The sequence below is a fragment of the Pantoea sp. NSTU24 genome (assembly GCF_050157905.1).
GTDB lineage: Bacteria > Pseudomonadota > Gammaproteobacteria > Enterobacterales > Enterobacteriaceae > Pantoea.
Genome location: NZ_JBKIWZ010000001.1, coordinates 650,123 through 672,298 on the forward strand (window position 1 = coordinate 650,123; position 22,176 = coordinate 672,298).

At 56.5% G+C, this 22,176-nt stretch carries 16 protein-coding genes; 9 read left to right on the plus strand and 7 right to left on the minus strand.

All coding sequences use genetic code 11. The features are described 5' to 3' along the window. From ACLHDD_RS03270 to dld, 3 genes are all read right to left on the minus strand, one after another. Positions 1-2,691 carry a beta-N-acetylhexosaminidase gene (locus tag ACLHDD_RS03270; RefSeq protein ID WP_427102919.1) on the minus strand — a complete coding sequence of 897 codons (2,691 nt, stop codon included), beginning with the start codon at positions 2,689-2,691 and terminating at the stop codon, positions 1-3. Between the two features lie 46 nt (positions 2,692-2,737). Next, complete coding sequence (chiP, locus tag ACLHDD_RS03275) at positions 2,738-4,105, minus strand: chitoporin ChiP (RefSeq protein WP_427105160.1); 1,368 nt, start codon at positions 4,103-4,105, stop codon at positions 2,738-2,740. A gap of 325 nt (positions 4,106-4,430) precedes the next feature. Continuing rightward, a complete protein-coding gene (gene dld, locus ACLHDD_RS03280; protein WP_427102920.1) occupies positions 4,431-6,134 on the minus strand; it encodes a D-lactate dehydrogenase in 1,704 nt (567 codons plus the stop codon). 155 nt (positions 6,135-6,289) lie between these two features. Between dld and bglX the strand changes: the two genes are divergently transcribed. Beyond that, on the plus strand, positions 6,290-8,587 hold the full coding sequence (gene bglX, locus ACLHDD_RS03285) for a beta-glucosidase BglX (RefSeq protein WP_427102921.1): 2,298 nt from the start codon (positions 6,290-6,292) through the stop codon (positions 8,585-8,587). A 96-nt stretch (positions 8,588-8,683) separates the two neighbouring features. Beyond that, complete coding sequence (locus ACLHDD_RS03290) at positions 8,684-9,559, plus strand: oxygenase MpaB family protein (RefSeq protein ID WP_427105161.1); 876 nt, start codon at positions 8,684-8,686, stop codon at positions 9,557-9,559. 221 nt (positions 9,560-9,780) lie between these two features. Here ACLHDD_RS03290 and ACLHDD_RS03295 read toward each other — a convergent pair whose 3' ends face one another. The 3 genes from ACLHDD_RS03295 to ACLHDD_RS03305 form a co-directional block, all read right to left on the minus strand. Then, positions 9,781-10,356 (minus strand): helix-turn-helix domain-containing protein, encoded by a 576-nt coding sequence (locus ACLHDD_RS03295; protein ID WP_427102922.1) that lies wholly within the window; start codon positions 10,354-10,356, stop codon positions 9,781-9,783. A 492-nt stretch (positions 10,357-10,848) separates the two neighbouring features. Further along, positions 10,849-11,172: a hypothetical protein gene (locus tag ACLHDD_RS03300; protein ID WP_427102923.1), complete on the minus strand. Its 324-nt coding sequence runs from the start codon at positions 11,170-11,172 to the stop codon at positions 10,849-10,851. 19 nt (positions 11,173-11,191) lie between these two features. Beyond that, on the minus strand, positions 11,192-11,689 hold the full coding sequence (locus ACLHDD_RS03305; RefSeq protein ID WP_427102924.1) for a hypothetical protein: 498 nt from the start codon (positions 11,687-11,689) through the stop codon (positions 11,192-11,194). A 910-nt stretch (positions 11,690-12,599) separates the two neighbouring features. On the opposite strand from ACLHDD_RS03305, the gene ACLHDD_RS03310 reads away from it, so the two are divergent. The 3 genes from ACLHDD_RS03310 to idi all read left to right on the plus strand — a co-directional run bounded on the left by ACLHDD_RS03310 (position 12,600) and on the right by idi (position 16,484). Further along, positions 12,600-13,709, plus strand: coding sequence for a suppressor of fused domain protein (locus tag ACLHDD_RS03310; protein WP_427102925.1), 1,110 nt, complete (start codon positions 12,600-12,602; stop codon positions 13,707-13,709). A gap of 190 nt (positions 13,710-13,899) precedes the next feature. After that, complete coding sequence (locus tag ACLHDD_RS03315; protein ID WP_427102926.1) at positions 13,900-15,795, plus strand: methyl-accepting chemotaxis protein; 1,896 nt, start codon at positions 13,900-13,902, stop codon at positions 15,793-15,795. A 146-nt stretch (positions 15,796-15,941) separates the two neighbouring features. Beyond that, positions 15,942-16,484 (plus strand): isopentenyl-diphosphate Delta-isomerase, encoded by a 543-nt coding sequence (gene idi, locus ACLHDD_RS03320; protein ID WP_427102927.1) that lies wholly within the window; start codon positions 15,942-15,944, stop codon positions 16,482-16,484. Positions 16,485-16,588: 104 nt separating this feature from the next. Here idi and ACLHDD_RS03325 read toward each other — a convergent pair whose 3' ends face one another. Then, positions 16,589-18,061: an MFS transporter gene (locus tag ACLHDD_RS03325; protein WP_427102928.1), complete on the minus strand. Its 1,473-nt coding sequence runs from the start codon at positions 18,059-18,061 to the stop codon at positions 16,589-16,591. Positions 18,062-18,372: 311 nt separating this feature from the next. Here ACLHDD_RS03325 and osmF point away from each other — a divergent pair, with 311 nt between their 5' ends. Genes osmF through ACLHDD_RS03345 form a run of 4 tightly spaced genes read left to right on the plus strand, consistent with a single transcriptional unit; the run spans position 18,373 to position 22,122 of the window. Beyond that, a complete protein-coding gene (gene osmF / locus ACLHDD_RS03330; protein ID WP_427102929.1) occupies positions 18,373-19,284 on the plus strand; it encodes a glycine betaine ABC transporter substrate-binding protein OsmF in 912 nt (303 codons plus the stop codon). Between the two features lie 3 nt (positions 19,285-19,287). Further along, positions 19,288-20,463, plus strand: a complete 1,176-nt coding sequence (locus tag ACLHDD_RS03335; protein ID WP_427102930.1) for an ABC transporter permease — start codon at positions 19,288-19,290, stop codon at positions 20,461-20,463. Then, positions 20,456-21,403: an ABC transporter ATP-binding protein gene (locus tag ACLHDD_RS03340; protein ID WP_427102931.1), complete on the plus strand. Its 948-nt coding sequence runs from the start codon at positions 20,456-20,458 to the stop codon at positions 21,401-21,403. The genes ACLHDD_RS03335 and ACLHDD_RS03340 overlap by 8 nt, the downstream gene beginning before the upstream one ends. Beyond that, positions 21,391-22,122 carry an ABC transporter permease gene (locus tag ACLHDD_RS03345; RefSeq protein WP_427102932.1) on the plus strand — a complete coding sequence of 244 codons (732 nt, stop codon included), beginning with the start codon at positions 21,391-21,393 and terminating at the stop codon, positions 22,120-22,122. Before ACLHDD_RS03340 ends, ACLHDD_RS03345 begins: the two co-directional genes overlap by 13 nt. The last annotated feature ends 54 nt before the right edge of the window (positions 22,123-22,176 follow it).

Here is a 22,176-nt window from a genome sequence, read left to right on the forward strand (position 1 = left end):
TTAAGGCGCTGGCACTTCGGCCAGTGCCTCTCCGGCGCTCTGCAGCGTTTCGATGCGACTGCTCCGCTGGCCGTCGCGGCTCACTGAACGGACTGACACGCCGCCACTGACCTGCGGTGGTCGGCGTACATCGTACCGCTGCCAGGTCGCGCCGTTGTCCACGCTGTACTCCAGCGCGACACCCGGTAAGGCCACGTTCATCATTAAAACCCCATTGGCGATTTTTGCCCCCGGCAACGGCAGGCGATAGTCGATACCGGCTTTATCCAGCTTCATCAATTCGCGCTGCCCCAGCAGATTGGCAAATCGCTGCCAGTCATGCAAACGTGCCTGCTGATCGACAAGATGTGTACTGCCGCCCGCGTACTCCTGTCCCACCTGATAATCCCGCTCCCAGCTGGCACGATGCCAGCTGCGTTCCGCGACAGCTAAAAGGCGGGGGTAGAGCATATACTCCATTTGCGCATCCGTGCGTACGGTTTCGCTCCACAACTGTGCCGACATCCCATAGGCTCCGCTCCAGGGCTTCACAGATTTAGCACTGAATGCGTTCCCGTCCCGATCGACGGACGTTTCTGCATTCTGTGGCAGGTTATCAGGCGCGAAACCAAAAATTTTACGCTCATCGTTAAAACGGGTGCCCCAGTAGTAGCCGCGCTCCAGTGGATTCACTTCATACGGAAAATCCAGATAGAGATAGTCAGGGCTGGAGATCACCACGTCATAACCTTTCTGAGCCCAGTCACTGGCACTGTCATAACCGCCCCAGTAGAGCGTATCCCAGAAATTGACCCCCACTCGCGGTGTGGCAAAGGCGCTGGCATGGCTGACATCTTTCAAGCCATCCTGCCATGCCTGCATTTTGCCAATGCCGTGCCGGTTCACTATATCGCTGACGGCCAGGGCAAAATAGCCCGGCAGATGGGCCAGATTTTCCACTTTGCCGCTTTTCACCAGAGCCTGACAGACCGCGGATTTCTGCCACGGCAGATTTTCGTAGCGCTGGTCGCGCAGACCGGTGCCCGGTTTCGGATCGCGCCTGTCCGAATAGCCCGCACCCAGCCGGATATTTTTCGCTTCATCGCCGCCGAAATGCCAGACGGTGAGGGGCTGCCCGGCTTCCTGGTGCATGGCCTGGATGTCACCGATCACTTTATCAACGAAGCGTTGCGTGCTTTCAATGCAGGGATTCAGATAGCTGGTGCGGTCATAGAACTGGACAGAGGTCGTCTGCGAGTCATCCGTAGGGTCGATCAGACGATAGCGTGTCGCTTCTTCAGGTTTGCCTTCCGCCATCAGTCGCCGGTAGCGGGCCTCCATAGCGATGACGGCGGCGCGGGCATGAGCGGGCATATCGATTTCCGGGATCACCTGAATATGCCGGGCCTGCGCATATTTCACTATCGCTATGTAATCGTCACGACTGAAATAGCCGCTGCCGTTGTTGTCGCTGAACGGGCCAGAGCCAAGCTGCGGTAGCAGACAGCGCTGCTCAGTCAGATCATGACAGCGTTTCGCGCCGACGTCAGTGAGCTCCGGTAAACCGGGAATGGCAATTCGCCAGCCCTCATCATCACTCAGATGGAAATGAAAGCGGTTCATCTTCCACGCCGCCATCTGGTCGAGCAGCCGTAACACGGCTTCTTTACTGTGAAAATTACGTGCGACATCCAGCAGTGCGCCACGCCAGGCAAAGCGGGGGGCATCATGCGCTTCAAGACTGGCTATCTGCGGCGCACCCTCACCGGGAACCAGCGAAAGAAGTGACATCAGGCCGTAGAAAGCTCCGGCTGCATCGTAGCCCGTGATACTGGCGCGGCGCGGGGTGATATCCAGTTCATAGGCACCTGATTTCGCCTGAATGCCGCTGAAGTGACCCGGTTTGGTCTGCGTCGTGATGGCGAATCCATCAGGCGTTTCTTTCAGGCCGAGCAGGGTCAGACGCTGTTTTACCGCCTCCACGGTTTCAGCGCTGAGCCCATTCAGCGTCAGGCTGACTCCCCGGCTGAGATCGGCATCGTGCGGGCGCAGCTTTACCTCCAGTGGCGTCGGGGTAATCTGACCCCGCAGTGCAGAAGCGGGAAGGGTAACAACATCACTGTTTTGCATAAAGCGGCTGGCAGGCTGCATCAGGATGTTGTGATCGTCGGCACTGCGTCGCCAGTGGTCGCCCAGCGGCAACACAAAACGACTGAGATCCTCATGATCGGTACTGGTAATAATTTTTGGGGTGGCCTCGCCAGCCGTGACATACCAGCGCGGCATCACATCGGTGATGAAAAGCTGCCAGTACTCATTAACGACAGGGATCTGTACCGACTGGCCAGCGCCAATGCCGGTGAACTTATCTGTGGGTTCGAGCCGGGTCAGGTCGCCAGTCAGATGCGTCATTTTAAACTGATCGTTGTCGACCCGCAGCGTCTGATGGACGTTGCTCATGTAGATTGCCCAGTGTCTGCTGTTCAGTGCGGAACCGTGATTCGTCAGGGTAATCGTGGCACGGTTACAGGCGGCATAGTCGGCCCCCAGCGCGGCGCAGTCGGTGCCATGCAGAGCGGCCTGATTATCATTGACCTGATAGGTCACGCCAAAGTCGCTGATCTGATTCACCACCTGTTGATCGGACAGGCTGGCATGGCCTGTGGCGGCCACGCCAAGCAGAGTCAGCGCGATGAGGCTTAACTTAAACATAGTGATTTATCCTTGCTGCTGTAAAAGAATCCGTCTGTTCCAGGCGTCAGAACAGCGTAAAAGGCGCGATAACCATAAATTTGATGTCTTTTTCGTCCTGGAAAATATTGCCGTAGCCCCCGCTGTAGCTGGGCAGATTGCTGTGATTGTCGTAACGGGTGTAGTGGAGCCTGAACTGCGTATCTTTCGCGCGGCCCTGCTGAATCTGATAAATCAGGTCCAGGTTCCAGGCGGACTCTTTCAGCCGCTGACGCTGGTCAACCGCAGGCAGCGCAGCGGGTCTGGCATCCCAGCCCCAGACGTAAGAGGTGCCCACTTTCCAGCCCGCCAGCTGCCACGGAGCCAGGTCGAGCATCGCACCGGCAAAGATGGCCTTCTCGTTGTTGGCGTTCCAGTCTGAGCGGGCATCCCACCAGATATCCAGTCGTCCGTTGGAGCTGGCGTAGCCCGGTGTCATACGCTGAAGAAAGAAACCCTGATTGCCTTCGGCTTTGACCCAGGTGCCTTCAAGGCGCAGGTCAACCGGCCCGACGTTGTAACCCAGAGTAATCGCCTGCAACCAGGCCAGCCCATCATAGACATCACGAGGATTGGCCGCCCCGCCCGAAACTTTGTCGTGTGCGCCATAGAACTGATAGCTGGTGTTAAAGGCATTGCCGCCTGGCGTGGCTGACCAGGAGGCTTTGGCAAAATATTGATCCATGTAATCTGCGGCCTGGCCAAATGCGCCTTCCAGCACCAGATTATTTTTGAAATCATATTTCATGCCGAATGAATGCAGATAACGGACAGGCGTTTTGCTGTCTGCCTCGCGGAAATCGTATAAATCACGATACCAGGGGGCTTTATATTTATCGCTCCACATCCAGGAGAACGATAATTCTCCCGCTTCCTGAAAGTCATATCGTGCGCCGGTTTCCACGCCGCGATAAGTGCCGGGTAAAAAACTCCAGTGCGACGCAATCAGTGACTGGCCGGTTGGCTGAATATAACCGGCGCGTAACCAGTAGTTTTTATAGTTAGCTTTCAGCGCAGCTTTGTAAAAAGATGCACCGCTGCTGTCGCCATTCCACTTTTCATCCCAGCGGGTCCGTGCCTTACTGAAGCCAATTTCGTTGGGTGCAGCGGGGCCGCTGTTGGTGAGCTCTGCGGCACCGTACAGGGCAACGTCCAGGCCGATTAACCCAGCGGCGTAGCCGGACGTATAGTCCAGATTAGTGTTGAGCGAGGCGTGATGTAAATTCGCCCGATATTCCCCGTGCGCATCGCTGGCGGGAGCGATCTCTTTACGGTCCCGCTGCCGCTGCCAGTAAAAGAGATTTCCTTTCAGCGACGCGTCTTCAATAAATCCGGACGCGCAAACCGGTAACGAACTTATTGCAGTCAGCGCGAAGGTTGCCGCCATTATTTCCATTAACGCGAACCCGTAATGAATGTTTCGCATCACTATTCCTCCCTGAATGAAATAAAAACTTATCATTAAACGAATATCCGACTGCCGATAACGTATTTTTCGCGACGCGAATTATCAATTATGGAAATGACGTTTTGTGAAGGGCTAAGCAGAATCTGATAAGAGGAAATAAAGCAGGTGTAATCTGGGAAAAGGGGTTAACTATTTGGTGAAGTTGTTATTAATGAATAACACTTTCAGGGAGGGGAAATCAAAAGGCCCGGTCGGGGCATCCGGGTGTATTGCGGACAGCCTGCTCAGATAAGCAGGCTGCCTGATGATGCGGTTAAACCTGTTTAACCGCCCATCCTTTTTGCTTACTGGTTTTGCCGATGCCGGGGTTGAAGCTGTTAGTCGGATCGAGCTGACGATAGAAGGCTGCCAGCTGCGGTTTTGCCTGATAAAGATGACCGACGTTATGTTCGGCAGGGTATTCCGCGCCGCGCGCCTGAAGAATGTCCAGCATCTGCGCTTTCAGCGCATGCACATCAACCCCTTTTCTGACGATGTAGTCCTGATGGAAGACGTGACAGAAGAAGTGGCCGTAGTAGAGGCGATGGCTGAGTGAAGAACGGATCCCGTCAGGCAGGTTTTCAAACCAGTCAGCGTCGTTCCGGCGCAGGGCAATGTCCAGCGCCAGAATGTCCTCTACCTCATCGGCATGCACAGCGTGATAGCGCACAGCCGCGCCCGCCGCCGCGAAGCGATGCAGAAAGGCATGCGCCCCCTCTTTCCCTTCACACTCAAAGAACTCGCCGCCACCCTCGCGGAAGTAGTCGCGCAGATAGTTTCGCGCTTCCGCCACCCCCTCGCCGGACATCTTCAGCATCAGATGATGTTCATATTTGTCACGATACTGCTTCATGCGTTTGGGCAGATGCGCCGGGAACAGTCGGCTCAGGCGCTGCAGCACCCGGTCGGTGAAGTGTGGTTTAACGAAAGCGAGTTTGTTCAGCCAGGCATCAACCCGTCCCTTCAGCGTGAAAAACAGCGGCATTTTGTCGGTGCCCAGCGTGTCAATCATCAGGAAGGTATCTTTGCCGTAGACTTCTGCAATGTCGTAGCAGTCCCGATGCATATATTCACCGGCCACGGGCAGATGGGTAAAGTGGGCCAGGATATGACGGCGGAGATCGGTGAGGACGCCGGGGTCATTGGTGCCGATGTAAAAGACCTGCTGCTGGGGTTCGCTGGCAAAGGTATCCAGTCGCACGGCAAAGACCGCCAGCTTTCCGGCACAGCCGGACGCCTCGAACAGACGTCGCGTATCCGCATTGTAGCGAGCGGGGGTATCAGCATCGACCTCCCGGACCCGATCGGCGTAGTCGTGATCGGAAGCATGACGGCCATCATGCTGTACGTCGCCAGGCTGCCAGCGATCGTCATCCAGCCGTCCCAGAATCTCCTCCGGCGAGCTGCCCAGATCGATGCCGAGATGATTCACCAGCTTCAGTTTTCCGCTGGCGTCGATCTGCGCAAACAGCGCCATTTCGCTGTAGGCCGGGCCGCGCTTAATCAGCGAGCCGCCGGAGTTATTGCAGATGCCACCCAGTACCGAGGCACCAATGCAGGAGGAGCCAATAACCGAGTGCGGTTCACGCCCCAGTGGCTTCAGCACTTTTTCCAGCTGATAGAGCGTGCTGCCGGGAAACGCCAGCACCTGCTGGCCATTGTCGATCAGCTGAAGTTTGTCGAGCCGCAGGGTGCTGATAATCACCAGCGGACGATCGTAGTCGTTGCCGTGCGGCGTGGAGCCCTCGGTCAGGCCGGTGTTTGCCGCCTGCATCAGAATAATTACATCGGCTTTCACCAGCGTTTGCAGTACCCGCCAGAGCTCCAGCAGGGTGCCAGGGAACACCACGGCCAGCGCGTCACCGTCACCGGAGCGAAAGCCTTTGCGATAGCGGGCGGTCTGTTCAGGTTCCGTCAGCAGATGGGCAGGGCCGACCAGACGACGCAGGTCAGAAAGCAGGGCAGAGGTTGATGTCATGAGCAATTCCCTTGTCTTATCAGTGCGTCTTAACTGTAGCACGGCAACTCCCCTCAACGCAGTGTGACAGCGGCAGCTACCTGCTATTCTCATCTTGTGGCACACTGCCGTCTGTTTATTCGATATTGCGCAGTTACTTAAGAGAACCCAACCTGATGAAATGGATTTACTCTGTTAGTCTCGCTGTCGCCCTCGCGATGCAACCCGCACTGGCTGAGACAGTGCCAGGCCACCACCCAATGACTGAACAGGCACGGGATGCCTTCGTCAATCAACTGCTTAAAAAAATGACGCTGGACGAAAAGATCGGTCAGCTGCGTTTAATCAGCGTCGGACCTGATAATCCGAAAGAAGCGATTCGCGACATGATTCAGAAGAGTCAGGTTGGCGCAATTTTTAATACCGTGACCCGTCAGGATATCCGCGCCATGCAGGATCAGGCAATGCAGCTCAGCCGCCTGAAAATCCCGCTCTTCTTCGCTTTCGATGTCATTCATGGTCAGCGCACCATTTTTCCGATTCCGTTAGCCCTGGCCGCCAGCTGGGATCTGGATGCGGTAAAAGAGGTAGGTCGCGTGTCAGCTTATGAGGCGGCCGATGATGGTCTGAACATGACCTGGGCGCCGATGGTGGATGTCAGCCGTGAACCGCGCTGGGGTCGTGGCTCCGAAGGTTTTGGGGAGGATACCTGGCTCACCAGCGAAATGGGCCGCAGCATGGTGCAGGCCATGCAGGGTAAAAGCGCCGCCGATCGCTACAATGTGATGACCAGCGTGAAGCACTTCGCGCTCTATGGTGCGGTTGAAGGTGGCCGCGACTACAACACCGTGGATATGAGTCCGCAGCGCATGTTCCAGGATTATCTGCCACCTTACAAAGCCTCGCTGGATGCAGGCAGCGGTGGGGTAATGGTGGCGCTGAACTCTATTAATGGGGTGCCGGCCACGGCGGATAGCTGGTTACTGAAAGATCTGCTGCGCGATAAGTGGAAATTTAAAGGCATTACCATCAGCGATCACGGCGCCATTAAAGAGCTGATTAAGCATGGTGTCGCCAGCGATCCGCAGGACGCGGTGCGTATTGCGCTGAAATCGGGCGTCGATATGAGCATGAGCGACGAATATTACAGCAAATATCTGCCGGATCTGGTGAAGCGCGGCGACGTCAGCATGGCGGAAATTGATGATGCAGCGCGTCATGTGCTCAACGTCAAATATGACATGGGGCTGTTCAACGATCCCTACAGCCATCTGGGGCCGAAAGAAAGCGACCCACAGGATACCAATGCGGAAAGTCGCCTGCACCGGGCTGAAGCGCGCGACGTCGCGCGTAAAAGCATCGTACTGCTGAAAAACCGGCTGGAAACGCTGCCGCTGAAAAAATCGGGTACCATTGCGCTGATTGGTCCACTGGCAGATAGCCAGCGCGACATTATGGGCAGCTGGTCCGCCGCGGGCGTAGCGAAGCAGTCCGTTTCGCTGCTGCAGGGGATGCGCAACGCGACGGAAGGCAAAGCGACGCTGCTCTACGAGAAAGGCGCCAACGTCTCTGACAATAAAGGGATTCAGGATTTCCTGAACCTCTATGAACCGGCGGTGTCGATTGACACCCGTTCACCACAGCAGATGATTGATGATGCGGTGGCCAAAGCGAAGCAGGCCGACGTCGTCGTGGCTGCCGTGGGCGAAGCGCAGGGTATGGCGCATGAAGCCTCCAGCCGCAGCGATCTGATCATTCCGCCGAATCAACAGCGGCTGTTAGCCGCGCTGAAAGCGACCGGCAAACCCCTGGTGATTGTGCTGATGAACGGACGTCCGCTGGCGATAGTCAATGAGGATCGGATGGCCGATGCCGTGCTGGAAACCTGGTTCAGCGGCACTGAAGGCGGTAACGCCATCGCCGACGTACTGTTCGGCGACTACAACCCGTCGGGCAAACTGCCGGTCTCCTTCCCGCGTTCGGTGGGTCAGATCCCGATCTATTACAACCATCTGCCAACTGGCCGCCCATATAACTTTGCGAAACCGAACAAATATACGTCGCACTACTATGACGCGGTCAACGGCCCGCTCTATCCGTTTGGTTACGGCCTGAGCTACACCACTTTCACCGTGTCGCCGGTTAAGATGTCCTCTCCGACAATGGCGCGCAACGGCACTGTCGAGGCCAGCGTGACGGTGACCAACAGCGGTCAGCGTGACGGAGCCACGGTGGTGCAGATGTACCTCAACGATCCGGTCGCCTCGATCAGCCGTCCGGTGCAGGAGTTGCGGGGCTTTAAGCGCATCATGCTGAAAGCGGGTGAATCGCAGACGGTCACCTTTAAGATCGATGTCGATGCGCTGAAGTTCTGGAATCAGCAGATGCAGCACGTCGCAGAGCCCGGCAAATTTAACGTAATGATTGGACTCGATTCCGTTCGTACTGAAAATGCGCAGTTTAACTATTTATAACCGTCAACCCTTCTCCTGACGCCGGGGGAAGGTGGTGCGGCGTGCCGTCAGCGTCCTGCTACGGCGCGCCGCATCATATTCACTATCAGAGCCACCATCATGAATCTGCGTGACCGCATTCAGCAACAGGTCTTCCGCCTTAATGGCCTGTCGATGAATGAATTTGACCTTTCTCAGCCACCGGGCGATCCCGGCCTGTTTGGCCCGGACAGCGTGATCTGGCGCGTCCATGGCGACTTTACTTCCATGATGTGCGGCGGCATCAGCGCGCTGCTGCTGCAGATGCTGCATCCGGCGGCGCTGGCGGGCGTCTGGGATCACTCCAACTTCCGCGAAGATATGCTGGGCCGCCTGCGCCGCACCAGTCAGTTTATTGCTGTGACGACCTATGGCAACCAGCAGGATGCACAAACACTCATTGAGCGGGTAAAACGCATCCATCTGAAAGTCAGCGGTGTGGACAGCCAGGGAAAACCCTATGCGGCCAGCGACCCCCATCTGCTGACCTGGGTGCATGTCGCGGAAACCAGCCGTTTTCTGGCGGCCCATCTGCGCTATAAGAATCCGCATCTCACCCGCGCCGAGCAGGATCGCTATTACCAGGAAGCGGCGCTGATCGCCGAAGCGCTGGGGGCGGAGCGGGTACCCAAAAGCGTCGCCGATGTGGCGGACTATCTGCAACAGATGCGGCCTGAGCTGCGCTTCGACGGGCGCACCGCTGAGGTGACGCGGTTGCTGATGAATGCCCCTGCACCAAGCTGGCAGGCGAAACCGGTGATGAAAATCATGCTGAAGTCGGGGTTCGGGCTGATGCCCGCCTGGGCGCAGGCGATGTCCGGTCGCGAGATTGGCCGCCTGCAGCAGACGATCATCGATCAGAAGATTAATGCGATTGCGGTGGGATTACGCTGGTCGATTCAGCGCGGGGCCTGGTATCGTGCGATGGTGAGGATGGGGCGAAACCCTGAATAACTGCGCCGGGCGTCTGGCGTGTCAGGTACGGCTTTTCTCCGGCCCGCTCTGTGTGGCCGCATCAGCCTGAGCCTGCCCGTTCACTGCGCGTCGCGGCGCTTTGGCGGATTAACATGCGCAGCGGTGTCGCTGAAGCGTATCGCCCTGCCAGTGCTGCGCAGGGCGATCGGTACATACAGCAATCCCGTCAGGCAAAATTTACCGACGTTTTTCAATGCTGCTTATTCCCCATTCTGCCCGGCGTTGAACCGGCAGATCATTTCGCTGAGCGGCAGGGCGAGTGCATAGAAACCGATCAAACTTTTACAGCCCGACTTCATCAGAATGTTGTAGAGATGCGCATAAACCGTCTTCACATGTATTCTGAGTGTCAGGGCGATTTTTCGGGTGCTCATACCTGAAAGCCGCATGGCCAGGATTTCGTTCTCGCGTAAGGTCAGAGGCTTATACTGATATTGCGACTGAGGCAGCGAATCTGCGGAAAATAATCGGCTGATCTCACCCGGTGTGCTTTTCCTCTCTATTTTAAAACACCCATCGCAGATCAAATCCAATATGTTTTTCTGGCCCGTACAGGAGATGATGAAACCGGCGTCGGGAGGATACTTACCGGGCCAGGCCTGCGAAGTATATTCAATGCTGCCGGACTTACACCACGAAACAAGGTCGATAAGCACGGTTCCTTTAAAACCGACGATCGATGCGTAATGTTCAGTAGTTACCTGCTGACACGCTATGCCTTCCCGTTCTGCGATTGCAGTAAAGCCTAGAGCAAAATAGAGATCGTCGCAAATCAACAGGATTTTTTTTTAAAGGATTGAGGTTCTTCATGAGTTTCTCCTTATAGCGTCGCCATTGACGCTGTTTTCAAAACTAAAACGGAGAATTCATGAAATCGAGCAGGTTATTATTAAGTTAAATTAAATTTCATTGTGGATAAAAAACGCGAATGCTAACGGGCTGGGTAACGGATAATTATGTATCTTAAATTTTATTTAACTGGCATCAGTGCTGAGAAAGTTAAACGGATTCAGGCTGGATGAAATTAATAAGCTATTAATATTCATAGTGTTAGCTGGCTGTACTCTGGGTGAGTATAATAAGGACGTTATCCGTCCGTACGCACGGGACAGTATTCACTGGTTAAAAAAGGCAGGGATGATGCCCGACCGGCGGCCGATAACGACCCCGGAAGAGGTATAAAATGTCACAACCCGTGGATGGATGCCGGAGCGATCTGAATTTTTTCGTAAACGTTTCCGGCTGATTGTGTCAATAATAAGATCTACTCAGATTGAACCCTGAAATTTTTTCATTGCATAATCTCTGTATATCCTCGAACGGTATCTTGCGTGTCGTATGATCGACAAATAACAGGGATCGCAGGTGATGACAATCATCTTTCTGAATTCAGCCTCCATCTTTGTCCAGACATAAAGGCTCAGAGGAGAGGAGATATTTATCGCTTTTCTGAGTTTTTTCAGTAGCAGATCGATCTCCTTCTTTCCGGCATTAACATCAGAATCCCGCTGATGAGACAAGGCAATTTTCTTAACAGAGAGAATATAGTCGCAGGCTAACGCTTTTGCACTGCCGGGATAGCGTTCATTCATCTATTCAGTCTTCCGCCACTCAGATGAAAAGAGCATTGATTCTTTTTAATCCCATTTTCTGCAGGGCACTCGAACGGTGGTAATAAAACACCTTTTTTCGCGCGCTTTCGACCTGCCTGCACAGGCTTTTCCTGCTCAGCGTCAGCGCCAGTGCGCGGTATTCACCCGGCGTGATAGAGCTGACTTCTTTGAGATGAGTGATGGACGTGGTAAAACCCGCCGAAGAGAGATCCTCCGACGGGCTGTCATCCCGGCTTAAAATCGAAACCTTGCCCGGATAGGCATTCAGATAATAGAGCGCCAGCGGCATAAATTTTTCACAGGTCAGGATAAACACCCTGTAGTAGGGCGTATTTTCAATGACTCTGTCGATGATGATTTCACTGATGCTATTTTTATTGAGCAGTAAAAAAAGACACTCATCTAACCGATTTGCCCGAACGGGAAGGTTATTCAGGTATGATCTGATACCCTCTTCAAGGAAACAGTTTTCAGGCGGGTAAGCGTGAATTTTCATTTAAGGCTCCATGCCAGCGGGGGAGTGATCAAATTAAACAGGTCTTCCTGTCAGCTTCCAACATAGGTTCATCGATTCTGGTTGTAAATAAAATCGCTATTACTTTTTATTTATTTTAATTAAATAAAATTTCCCGATAAATTTCTCTTTCTCATTGCGCAGGTGAGGATATTTTTTGCGTGATAACAGAACGCACTTTGCTTTCCAATATGCTGATTTTACTGTTTTTATAGTAATTATGCTCTGCAGGGAACGGTAATCTCTGTTATCTGCATTATCTTTTGTTTCTCGAGGGGAGTGCTCTGCTTTTCTTAAAGGCAGCGTGCTTTTTCAGAGAAAATAAAATTACGATAATCAGTATCAGAATGAATAATAAAAGCATTACGGTTCCTTTTTATTGAATCAATGAACTTATTATAGAAACCTGCTTTCCGAAGTCTCCTGGCAATTGTCTGTGTTTGCGCACGCGGAAGATAAAACGGCACAAGCCTGGCTTTCCTGAATCGTGCCGATTTAATGGCTGACGGTCACGTGCGTTGTTCCGCTCAATAAAGATCAAAAGTGAGTGGCCATGATGCTTGCCTCTTTATCCTCATCTTCTTTTCCTGATAATGCCACGGTCTCTATCTTAATCTGATCCTGCGGCAATAAATGAATACAGGCCTCCCTGCGCTGATCGCCGCCTGACGTGTGTCTGGGATATTCACCTGATTCCTGATGACAGAAGAGACCGTCTCCGGGATGAAGAAGGTTACGGCATCCAGGAATGCGGCTTTTTTCTGACCGATCCCCGCCTGTTACCTCTTGTCGCCCACACTTTGAGATTTTTACCCTTGTCTCAGATAGCGTCAGTCAGGATCCTGCTCTACTCTCGGGGAAAATGGATTCCTCCAGGCTTTGTCGAGGCACTATGACGTACAAATCCCTGATTGCTGAAGTCCACAATCAGCAGCGCACCCTGACCGCTATTGTTGAGCAGGATGCGCGCACGGCCTATTTTTACATCTGGCCAACTGACCTGTTCCGCAGTCAGTATGCGGTGCGCGGCTGCTGGCTGCGCAATCTGCTGCCGGCTCCGGTGCAGGAAGATCGCGAGGCGATGGAGCAGGGCATTGCGCCACTGCTCAGCGCCGAGTATTGCCGTAATCTGGAAGCGGAGCCCGAGCTGGATCCGGCCGGTCTGCAGGTGCTGTGGGAGCCCAGCGATGATGGCGCAGCACTATGGTATTACGGCCAGCTGCTGGCGGTGATCCCGGGCTGGAGCCTCTATCAGGAGAAGCAGGTAAGCTTCTCCGCAGGCTGCATTAAAAAAAACCGCCTCACGGCGCCGCTGGGGTCGGCCTCTACGAATGACTATTACGCTCGTGCGGAGCATCAGCGCCAGTTCTGGCGCGAATGGCACGACGGCAGCGAGTGGGACAGGGTTCAGCAGGATCTGATGATCTGCTATCAGGCCCGCTTCGGCGAGTCGGTGAAGTATTACGCGATCGATCAGGGGAGCTGGCCGCCGATGGCGATCTCTCAGCACTGGCATCAGGGCGTCTGGTATTTTCTGACGATCGGCATGAGTATCCGGCCCATGCCGCAGGTGGACTACCTGTTTGATGAGCTGGCACCGCAGTACCGCCGTATTGAGCTGGGCATGGCGGTGGACGGCGAGGTCATGACCGAAAGCAACGCGGTGCAGATGGCGAGTGCGCTGGCGGAGTTTGTGCATCTGCCATGGGCGCGGCTGACATGGCTTGGCGAGGGCCACACGCTGGCCTCGGAAGTTGCGCCCGTCGGTTTCGAAAGCTTCCTGCTGGCGAATGAACTGGCCAGCGAACAGGCACAGTTTGCCCTGCCCAAGCGCGATGGCGATCGGCCCACCTTACTCTGGACCACACCAATTACCGAAGCGGAAAGACAGTTTGCCCAGACGGAAGAACAGGGCGGCCATAAGTTACGGGAACGGTTAACCGCAGAGGGCAGCAATCATGTTTTCCGCTCACGCCATCAGGTGGTTAATCCGGAAGAGTAAGCCCGTTACTGCGCGACATTTCACCTGTTTGTGGTGCCCGCTACGCCAGTGATAGTCGCGCAGAGAAACTAAATTTCCAAAGAATTCAGGCATTTCTTCAATCTGTGATCCCGCTCATCTCAAGTTCCTCTTTAACAAGCCGTTAACCCGGATCAGGCAATCGCGCCACACCAGGTTCAGGGGAACATAGATGTTCAAAACAACACAATCCCGCTTCACCGCAACAATGATCGCATTCTTTGTTGCGCTTTTACTCGTTACAGTTTGGGTCATCAACCAGTTCGTCGCGCCGCAATTGGTCGACAGCGAAAGCCGACTGGTTCGTTATCAGGTTGATTCCCTCGCGTCTGGCATCGTTGAACAGATGAACCGTGTTCAGGCGCAGCAGCGTGCCATCACCGAAGCCGCATCGGTTATGGACAGTGCTACTATCGACACCCTGTTACCGACGCTGGTAAACCAGTATCAGGATAGCAATGTGTTTGGGGGCGGTATCTGGCCGCTGCCGAACCGTCGCGATCCGGCCAAAGAAAAAGACAGCAGCTTCTTTGCCCGTAATGCCAGCAATGAACTGCAGGTTAATACCTACTGGAACTCCGACGCCGCCGACAAATACTGGGAGCAGCCCTGGTATAAAGATGGTCTGGCCGCGGCCAAAGGGCAGTGCGCCTGGGCAAAAGCCTATCAGGATGCCGCCAGCCCGCAGCCCCGCACCAACTGTGCCATGGCTATCTACCGCAACGGGACGGCCTGGGGTGTAGCAACCATTGACGTGACCCTGGGCTTCTTCAATCAGCTGGCAAAACAGATGGGCGAAACGATTCATGGCAACGTGCTGATCGTTGAGGCGGATGGCAAAGTGGTCGGGAACGGCGCGCTGGTCAATGCCACACCAAAACTGGAGAATCTGGCTGACGTGCAGATGCCTATGGCGGGGCCGCTGAAAACCCTGCTGAATGGCGTTGGCGGCCAGCCGCTGGAAACCACCTTTGACAGCAGCGAAGGCGAACAGACGCTGTTTGTACAGGCTATCCCTGGCAGTCCGTGGTATCTCGCCAGTAGTCTGCCAACCAGCCTGCTGAAAGCGCAGTCGCATAACATGCTGACCCGGCTGGGTCTGGTGCAGATCCCGCTGGCGGTGATCCTGCTGCTGGTGTCGCTGGGCTTCGTCCGTGCAATGATGAAACGTCTTGGCGTGCTGCACCGCAACATCGAAGCGCTGTCGAGCGGCGGGGCCGATCTGACGCAGCGTCTGCCCGCCAGTAACAGCCCGGAATTTAACGCCGTGGCGCAGAGCTTTAACCAGTTTATCAGCTATCTGCAGGGGCTGATTCAGCAGGTGGGTGACAGCGCGCTGGCGATCACCGCCGCCTCGCGTGAAATTGCCAGCGGCAATGCCAATCTCTCTTCCCGGACAGAAGACCAGGCCAGTTCGATTGTGGAAACGGCGGCCTCGATGGAGCAGCTCACCGGCACCGTACGTCAGAACGCCGACAACGCTACGCACGCTAACCAGCTGGCAGGTGATGCCTCACAGGTGGCGGCACGTGGTACCGAGGTCGTTCGTCAGGTGGTCACTACGATGGGCGAAATCCATCACTCGTCACGCAAAGTGGTCGATATCATCAGCGTCATCGACAGCATCGCGTTCCAGACCAACATTCTGGCGCTGAACGCCGCCGTCGAAGCTGCACGGGCTGGCGAACAGGGACGCGGTTTTGCCGTCGTGGCATCGGAAGTACGCAACCTGGCGCAGCGCTCAGCCAATTCGGCGCGTGAGATTAAAAAGTTGATCGAGGAGTCCGTGGCCAACATCGACACCGGCAGCGCGCTGGTTGAGCAGGCGGGCCAGACCATGGATGAGCTGATGCAGGGCGTGAGCAGCGTTACGACCCTGATGAGCGAAATCATGTCCGCCAGCCGCGAGCAGAGCATGGGCATTGAACAGGTTAACGTGGCGATCACGCAGCTTGACGGCACCACCCAGCAGAACGCCGTGCTGGTCGAGCAGGTTTCCGCCGCCGCGCAGGCGATGGAAGTGCAGAGCACCCAGCTGGAGCGGGTTGTTCAGAGCTTCCGGTTATAATCCCTCTTCAGGCCAGCCTCGCTGGCCTGATTTCCTCTTTGCTTCATCTGCTCCCCTTCGCCCGGACCTGGCAAAAATTCCTCTGCAGCGCGCCCAAATGTCTAATCTTGTGCCAGAATAGATGGGAATAATCTCAAGGAAACGCCATGTCTGCTATTGAAGTTATCCTCGTTGACCACCTCGATCGTCCCACCGGCAAAATGGAAAAGCTGGAAGTGCATGAAAAAGGATTACTGCACCGTGCGGTGACGGTCTACGTCTTCAATTCCCGGCAGGAGCTCTTACTGCAGCGGCGCGCCAGCGATAAATATCACTGTGGTGGCCTGTGGAGTAATACCTGTTGCGGCCATCCCTATCCGCATGAATCGACCCGTGACGCCGCCGAGCGCCGACTGCGGGAGGAGATGGGGATGGTGCTGACGCTGACGCCGGTATTTGAACTGAGCTACAACCTGAAGCTGAGCAATGGCCTGACCGAGCATGAATATGGCCACGTCTTTTTTGCCATTTGCGACAGCCTGCCTGAGCTGAATCCGCAGGAAGCGGATGCCTGGGATTATCGCCCACTGGCACTGATTGAACAGCAGATGCAGCTGCAGCCAGAGCAGTTCACGCCGTGGTTTATCCATACGTTTCCGCGCATCCCGGACTATCTGGCGGAGTTTCCTTTTCCGGCCATGACCGCATAACTAAACCGCACTGCGGTGCGGTGTGTCGGCCTGCAGGCGCCGGAAGCCTGCATTCTTCGCAAAAAAAACGCCCGGTACAGATGGCGCCCGCCGGCGCCTGCTTTTTACGGCTGCTCAAAATCCTCCGCGTCCACATCATAACCCGAGGGCTCCCAGCGAATCGCCAGCAGCGCCAGCAGACCGGTCAGTGGCGCCAGGAAGATTACCCAGAAGACGCCGGTACCCAGTGCCGCAACCAGCACGGGAAACAGAAACAGTGAAACGGTCGAGCTGCCGCGCATCAGCGTCTGATTGAAGCCTACGCCCACGCCGCGCAGTGAGGTCGGGTAGCTCAGTGACGCAAAGGTCATGGTGTGCGAACCCGGTCCGAACCCCTGACCAAACAGGAACAGTGCCAGCATTACGATAGCCAGCGCGGCTTCCTGTCCCCCCTCCGGGCGGCCCGTCAGCGCCAGCCCGAGCAGCGCCACACACTGACAGCTATATCCTGCCACCGACATTTTCCACGCCCCCAGACGCGGTACCAGACGCACGGCCAGAATGCCGCCGACAAAGGCAAACAGCAGGTTCAGCGCCAGCGACACCAGAATTGTGTTCAGCATCGACTGCGCAAGGAAGCTGGAGATGATCACCGGCAGGCCAAACGCGACAGCGTTATAGGCAAACGAGGAGGCGATGGAGATGAGGGTCGCCAGCAGGGTCCGGCGGCGATAACCCCCCTTCAGAAGTGCGCCATAGTTGCGCCAGCCTGCCTTGCGCACCGCCACGACGGGTGCAGGGCAGGCGTCAGAGGCCACCTGCGCGTTGATGCTCCAGGCACTGCGCAAAATGGCTGCGGCACTGCTGAGATCACCCTGGTTCGCGGCCCAGACCGGTGATTCACTCATATAACGACTGCGGATAGCGATGATGATTATCGCCGGTACGGCACCAAAGCCCAGGATCAGCCGCCAGAGCCAGTCGGTATGACTTTCCGGCAGCACGGCATAGAGCAGCAGCACCAGCAGGTAGGAGATACTGATCGCCGCATACCAGGTCGGACACCACATCGCCACGCTGGCCGCTTTATTCCCCTTACCGCGCAGCTTTGAAAATTCCGCCAGAAAAGCCATCGCCACGGGCAGATCAATGCCGACGCCCAGCCCCATCACAAAACGCGCGCCCGCCAGCACATACTCATTGGGCGCGAACGCACAGGCGAGCGCCGCCACGACAAAAAAGAACATATCGGCCATAAACACCCGATAGCGGCCGATTTTATCCGTGAGATAGCCCCCGATCAGTGCGCCAATAATGGCGCCGAAGGTAATGGCCGAGGCGACCATGCCGGTGCCGGATGGGGTGAGATTAAATTCGCGCGTAATGTCTTTCATGCCAAAGGCCAGCGCGCCCAGATCATAGGCATCAAGAAACACGCCTCCCAGCGCAATCGCGATTACGATGCGGGCGTTGTTGCGGGCACTGTCACCTCGGTTCACCAAACGGGAGACATCCGCCGCATTGCGGATCCACTGCGTTTCACCCGCAGGCGTACGGCCTGCGGTTGCCACATGGGCACAAGAGGTCAGGTCGGACATGATGATTTATATCTTTCATTGTTTATGACAGGTCTGGAAGGATAGCCGTTCAGACGTCCGGGCGTAAATTCATTTCAGCTATATGAAATAAGATTCTCATCTCAGATTACGTTCTGCGCAAAGAAAGTCAGCGGCATCGCTGCCATGCCAGGCTACGCTTTTAAGGCAGTGTATCGCCACGGCCTCGCCTGTCAGCCTGATGCTGCGCGGCAGGCGAGCAGTCAGCGCGCCAGAGCGCATCACACACTGTCAGGCATTGCATCCAGACAACGCGCAAAAACAACACGCGAAAACGCGATAAGGAAAAGGTCATGATCAGAACTCGGGGCTGGATCGGCGTCAGCGCTTTGCTGCTCAGCATAGGAATGGCACAGGCGGCAGATCCTGTACGGGTCGGCTCAAAAATTGACACTGAAGGGTCACTGCTGGGCAATGTCATCCTGCAGGTGCTGGAGAAGCATGGAGTCAAAACCGTCAATAAAATTCAGCTGGGAACAACGCAGGTGGTGCGCGGCGCCATCACAGCGGGTGAACTTGATATCTATCCTGAATATACCGGCAACGGCGCATTTTTCTTCAATGATGAGAAAGACAGCGCCTGGAAAAATGCCACCGCAGGCTATGAGAAAGTGAAGAAGCTCGACGCTGAGAAGAATCACCTGGTGTGGCTGACGCCCGCGCCAGCGAATAACACCTGGACCATCGCCGTGCGCAAAGATCTGGCGGAGAAAAATCAGCTCACCTCGCTGGCCGATCTCAGTGCCTGGCTGAAAAAAGGCGGCACCTTCAAGCTGGCGGCGTCGGCAGAATTTATCGAACGCAGCGATGCGCTACCCGCCTTTGAGAAAGCGTACGGTTTTAACCTGAAACAGGATCAGCTGCTGTCGCTGGCGGGCGGTGACACCGCCGTCACCATCAGCGCAGCGGCGCAGCAGACATCCGGTGTTAACGCGGCGATGGCCTACGGCACGGACGGTCCGGTGGCGGCGCTGGGCCTGCAGACGCTCAGCGATCCCAAAGGCGTTCAGCCCATCTATGCGCCGACACCGGTTATCCGTGAATCGGTCCTGAAAGCCTATCCCGGCATTGAGGCGTGGCTGAAGCCGGTGTTCAGCGCGCTGGACGAGAAGACGCTGCAACAGCTCAACGCAAAAATTGCGGTTGATGGTCAGGATGCCAGCAGTGTTGCGACCGAGTGGCTGCAGCAGCAGAAGCTGCTGTAATCCATGCCGATATCGCGGGAAGCGATAAGCCGTCCGGTGCAGCAGCCGGTGGCCTGGCTGCTGCTGACTCTGCTGAGCCTGGCGCTGCTTGTTCTGCCGTTTCTGAATTTTGCGCCGAACCGGCTGGTCGCGGGCGAACCACGGATGCTCTGGCAGATCCGCTATGCCGGACTGTTGCTGATGCCGCTGGTGGCGCTCTGGCTGCTGCTGTGGCGTCGGCCCGGCCGCCGCACGCTGATTCTGGCGCTGCTGACGGCGGAGCTGATGCTGGCGCTTATCCTCTGGCTGGGCGGTCATCAGGCGACGCTGCTGAGTCAGCAGGGCAGCCGTCTGGCGCGCACCAGCTTCGCCAGCGGCCTCTGGTGTAGCGCCGCTGTCATACTGCTGCTGATCACCGATTGGGTGCGGCAGCTGACCCATCACCGGCTGGCGCAGCTACTGCTTAACCTGCAGGTCTGGCTGCTGCCGCTGCTGCTGCTGCTCAGCGGGCAGCTGGACGATCTTTCGCTGCTGAAAGAGTATGCCAATCGTCAGGCCGTGTTTGATGCGGCGCTCAGTCGTCATCTCATTCTGCTGGCTGGAACGGTGCTGCCTGCGCTGATGATCGCGCTGCCGCTGGGCATGCTGCTGTTCCGGCGTCCGGGATGGCAGGGCAGCGTCTTCGGTGTGCTGAATGTGATTCAGACGGTCCCCTCCGTCGCCCTGTTTGGTCTGCTGATTGCGCCACTGGCCGGACTGGCTCAGCACCTTCCCTGGCTGGCCGCGTGGGGCATCAGCGGCATCGGCATGGCGCCGGCGCTGATCGCGCTGGTGCTCTACGCGCTGTTGCCGCTGGTGCGCAGCGTGGTCGTCGGCCTGCAGCAGGTGCCGCACCAGGTGCGCGAGAGTGCGCGTGGGATGGGGATGAGCGGCTGGCAACAGTTCTGGGCGGTGGATGTGCCGCTGGCGCTGCCGGTCTGGCTGGCGGGGCTGCGGGTGGTGGTGGTGCAGACGCTGGGGATGGCCGTGGTGGCGGCGCTGATTGGTGCGGGCGGCTTCGGCGCGATTATTTTTCAGGGACTGTTAAGCAGTGCACTTGATCTGGTGTTACTGGGGGTAATCCCGGTGATTGCGCTGGCGGTGACGATCGATGCGCTGTTCCGCCTGCTGATCTCACTGCTGGAGAGAAAAGATGATTGAATTTGATGGTGTGTCTCGTGCGTTCAACGGCAAAGCGGCGGTGAAAGATCTGTCGTTGCAGATAGCCGCTGGCGAATTCTGCGTGCTGCTTGGCACCTCGGGTTCCGGCAAATCCACCACCCTGAAGATGATTAACCGACTGGTGGAGTTTGACAGCGGGGATATCCGCTTTGCCGGTGAGTCGATTCGTCAGCTTGATGCCCGTGCACTGCGTCGCCGTACAGGCTACGCCATCCAGTCAATCGGTCTTTTTCCGCACTGGACGGTGCGGAAAAATATCGCCACGGTGCCGGTTCTGCTGGGCTGGCCGGACACGCAGGTTGATGAGCGCATTGCGGCGCTACTGGCCCTGCTGAATCTCGACGCGCAGCTGCTTGAACGCTATCCGCATCAGCTCTCCGGCGGGCAACAGCAGCGGGTTGGCGTGGCGCGCGCGCTGGCAGCAAATCCGGAAGTCCTGCTGATGGATGAGCCGTTTGGGGCGCTCGATCCGGTTACGCGCGGTATGCTGCAGCAGGAGATGCTGCGTATTCACCGGCTCTCGGGCCGCACGATTGTACTGGTTACCCATGATATCGACGAGGCACTGACGCTGGCCGACCGTCTGGTATTGATGGATAACGGCGAGATCGTTCAGCAGGGCAGGCCGGTGGAGCTGCTGATGCAGCCAAAAAATGCGTTTGTGCGCGACTTCTTTGGCCGGAGTGAAATCGGGGTGAGGCTGCTGTCGCTGGAGCAGGTGAGCCAGGCCGTGCGACGCGGCGAGTGGCTGGCGGGTGACCCGATCAACGCCGGGCTGACACTGCGGGAGGCCCTTTCTCAGTTTATCGCCCGGCGAACCGACAAACTGCCGGTAGTCGATGCGCAGCAGAAACCGCTGGGCGTGCTCCATTTCAGTGACCTGCTGCAACGGCGCGAGACAGCCCCGTGCGCAGGTTAAAGGATCCACTACTGTGGCTGGTGCTGTTCTATGTCGCACTGCTGAGCCTGATGCCATGGAGCGGGCCACTGTTTCACCACTGGTTTCCCGACCTGGCGCGGCCGCTCTATCAGCAGGAGAGCTTCTGGCAGCTCACCCTGGCGCATCTGTTTCTGGTGATCGCCGCCAGCCTGCTGGCGATAGTGACAGGTGTCGGCAGCGGCATACTGGTAACGCGACGGGCGGGGCGCGCCTTCAGGCCGCTGGCAGAAACAATTGTGGCCGCCGGACAGACGATCCCGCCGGTAGCGGTGCTGGCGATAGCGGTACCGGTGATGGGCTTTGGCGCATGGCCTGCGGTGGTGGCACTCCTGCTTTATGGCCTGCTGCCGATTTTACAGGGAACGCTGGCGGGTATCGACAGTGTTCCTGAAAGCAGCCGGGAGATCGCGACAGGGGTCGGCATGACGCCCTGGCAGCAGCTGTGGCAGGTTGAGCTGGCGCTGGCTGCGCCGGTTATCATCGCTGGCATCCGCACATCAGTCATCATTAACATCGGGACTGCGGCCATCGCTTCAACGGTGGGGGCGAAAAGTCTCGGCTCACCGGTGATTATTGGTTTAAGCGGGTTCAACACAGCCTATGTGATTCAGGGGGCGTTACTGGTGGCGCTGCTGGCTATCGTCAGCGATCGGCTGTTTGAACGCCTGCAACGCTGGCTTAGCGTGAGTGAACGATAAGAGAGTATCCCACCAGCATCAGACCGCTGGTGCCGCCGACAGCCATGATAAAAA

Excerpts from the sequence above, each read along its gene's own strand:
- ACLHDD_RS03310 (WP_427102925.1), top strand. The coding sequence starts at position 12,600 with ATGACGTACAAATCCCTGATTGCTGAAGTCCACAATCAGCAGCGCACC.
- osmF (WP_427102929.1), top strand. The coding sequence starts at position 18,373 with ATGATCAGAACTCGGGGCTGGATCGGCGTCAGCGCTTTGCTGCTCAGC.
- dld (WP_427102920.1), bottom strand. The coding sequence starts at position 6,134 with ATGACATCAACCTCTGCCCTGCTTTCTGACCTGCGTCGTCTGGTCGGC.
- bglX (WP_427102921.1), top strand. The coding sequence starts at position 6,290 with ATGAAATGGATTTACTCTGTTAGTCTCGCTGTCGCCCTCGCGATGCAA.
- ACLHDD_RS03270 (WP_427102919.1), bottom strand. The coding sequence starts at position 2,691 with ATGTTTAAGTTAAGCCTCATCGCGCTGACTCTGCTTGGCGTGGCCGCC.
- ACLHDD_RS03325 (WP_427102928.1), bottom strand. The coding sequence starts at position 18,061 with ATGTCCGACCTGACCTCTTGTGCCCATGTGGCAACCGCAGGCCGTACG.
- ACLHDD_RS03305 (WP_427102924.1), bottom strand. The coding sequence starts at position 11,689 with ATGAAAATTCACGCTTACCCGCCTGAAAACTGTTTCCTTGAAGAGGGT.
- chiP (WP_427105160.1), bottom strand. The coding sequence starts at position 4,105 with ATGGAAATAATGGCGGCAACCTTCGCGCTGACTGCAATAAGTTCGTTA.
- ACLHDD_RS03300 (WP_427102923.1), bottom strand. The coding sequence starts at position 11,172 with ATGAATGAACGCTATCCCGGCAGTGCAAAAGCGTTAGCCTGCGACTAT.
- idi (WP_427102927.1), top strand. The coding sequence starts at position 15,942 with ATGTCTGCTATTGAAGTTATCCTCGTTGACCACCTCGATCGTCCCACC.
- ACLHDD_RS03335 (WP_427102930.1), top strand. The coding sequence starts at position 19,288 with ATGCCGATATCGCGGGAAGCGATAAGCCGTCCGGTGCAGCAGCCGGTG.
- ACLHDD_RS03340 (WP_427102931.1), top strand. The coding sequence starts at position 20,456 with ATGATTGAATTTGATGGTGTGTCTCGTGCGTTCAACGGCAAAGCGGCG.
- ACLHDD_RS03315 (WP_427102926.1), top strand. The coding sequence starts at position 13,900 with ATGTTCAAAACAACACAATCCCGCTTCACCGCAACAATGATCGCATTC.